This window comes from Komagataeibacter kakiaceti JCM 25156 (genome assembly GCF_000613305.1).
On the sequence record NZ_BAIO01000505.1, the window covers coordinates 1 to 1,641 of the forward strand.

Annotated in this window: 2 protein-coding genes and 1 pseudogene; all 3 read right to left on the reverse strand. The window is 65.0% G+C overall.

Annotated features, from left to right (window positions below; genetic code table 11):
• Positions 1-239: type I restriction-modification system subunit M N-terminal domain-containing protein (locus JCM25156_RS25315; protein ID WP_034960374.1), on the reverse strand; the 239-nt coding region annotated here is incomplete at its 3' end.
• Complete coding sequence (locus JCM25156_RS15910) at positions 226-1,317, reverse strand: AI-2E family transporter (protein WP_242402709.1); 1,092 nt, start codon at positions 1,315-1,317, stop codon at positions 226-228. The genes JCM25156_RS15910 and JCM25156_RS25315, both read right to left, overlap by 14 nt.
• 15 nt (positions 1,318-1,332) lie before the next feature.
• Positions 1,333-1,641, reverse strand: a pseudogene (locus JCM25156_RS29545) (hypothetical protein); the annotation flags it as partial.

Consider the following 1,641-nt stretch of genomic DNA (forward strand, 5'->3'; position numbering starts at 1 on the left):
GCGGGCAGGCGGGCAAGCAGTGCCTCGAACGCCGCCAGCCTGTCAGGGGCCTGCCGCACCGCCGCCAGCATGGATGCCGGGCGGGCACGGGCCTGTTCCATCCGGCGCAGCACGGTAAAGGCCAGAATTACCGGCCCGTATTCAGCAGGCTGGACACTGCCACGCAACAGGTCCGCAATACGCCAGATGGCGGAGGGGGACAGCAAAACGGCGGATGGCGCGGCGCTAGCGCGTGGCACGTTCTTCTTCCGCCGCCGTGCGCCACAGCGAAAGGGCGACCGCGATCACCGCCGGACCAATGAACAGCCCCAGCAGGCCGAATACATGCAGTCCACCCAGAATGGCCGTCAGCACCGCCAGAAACGGGATGCTGGTACTACCGCTGATCAGCTTGGGCCGGACGAAATGGTCCCCCACGCCATAGGCGATGCTGCCAATCACCCCGACAATGATGGCCTGTGTGACGCCATTGGTCGCAAATGTCATGACAACGGTGGCGCAGAGCAGGATCGGCCCACAGAAGGGTATGACGCTGACCACCGCCGTCAGCAGCGTAAGCAGGGCAGGGTGGGGCGTACCGGCAATGAAGTAGCCAACCCCCACCAGCACGCCCTGACCCAGCCCCACCAGCACCAGCCCCGCGACCGTGCCGCGCACCGCCCCGACGGTGTTATGGATGACATCACGCGCCCGGTCGCCCAGAAAGCGGCGGCCCACGGCGCGGATGTCCGCCATCAGTGTCCGTGATGCGGCAAGGTAGAAATAGACGGACAGCGTGGCGATGACGAAGGTTTCCGTCATTTCCATGAGCCGGTGCGGCAGGGCCCGCCCGTCGCTGGCCGCGAACATGCGCGAGGCGACGCCGGTCCAGTGCCGCAGCGCATCGGGATCGGACAGGTAGCGTTGCCACAGCGCCGAAAGGCGCGGGCCGATGCGGGGAATTTCCCCAACCTGCGGCGAGACGGGAATTCCATCATGCAGCGCGTCGCGCCCCCATGCCATGAGCGAGGGCACTTCCATCCCCGCCCGGACCGCCATGGCGATCATGGGCACGGCCAGCAGCGCGAAAATTCCCGATGCGATCAGCCCGGCCGCCAGCCTGTCGCCCATGCCGCGCTCACCCAGCCGATAATAAAGGGGATAGGTGGTGATGCTCAGGATCCCGCCCCATACAAAGGCGAACAGGAATGACTGTTCAATCCATGCGGAAAACAGCAGGACCGCACATACGAATATAAAGGTCCCGATGTACTGGGTCCGGCTCCGGTTTTCTTCCATATGGCTGTCCTGTTCCTTCCTGATATGAATATGCCGCATGTCACGTACGGTCCGTTATGACAGAAGAGCGTAAAGAGCTGGTATAGAAGATGGCCCCACGGGCTCACCCGGGCAAATGGCCATCCATGGCGGCCTGCCGGACCGCCACGCGGTACTCGCGCAGCAACGCTTCATGCGCGTCCGTTCACGCTCCTGTTCCGCCATGCGCGCCAGCCGCGCATCCATCTCCCGCGCCACCGCGCGCTGGGTGGCCAGCGGTGGCAGGTATAGTTCCAGCGATGCAAGGGTTGCGGTATCAAGTTCGGGAAACACGCTTCCACCCGCCCGGCGGCGCAGGTCCGGGGCCGCCGCATACAGCGCAAG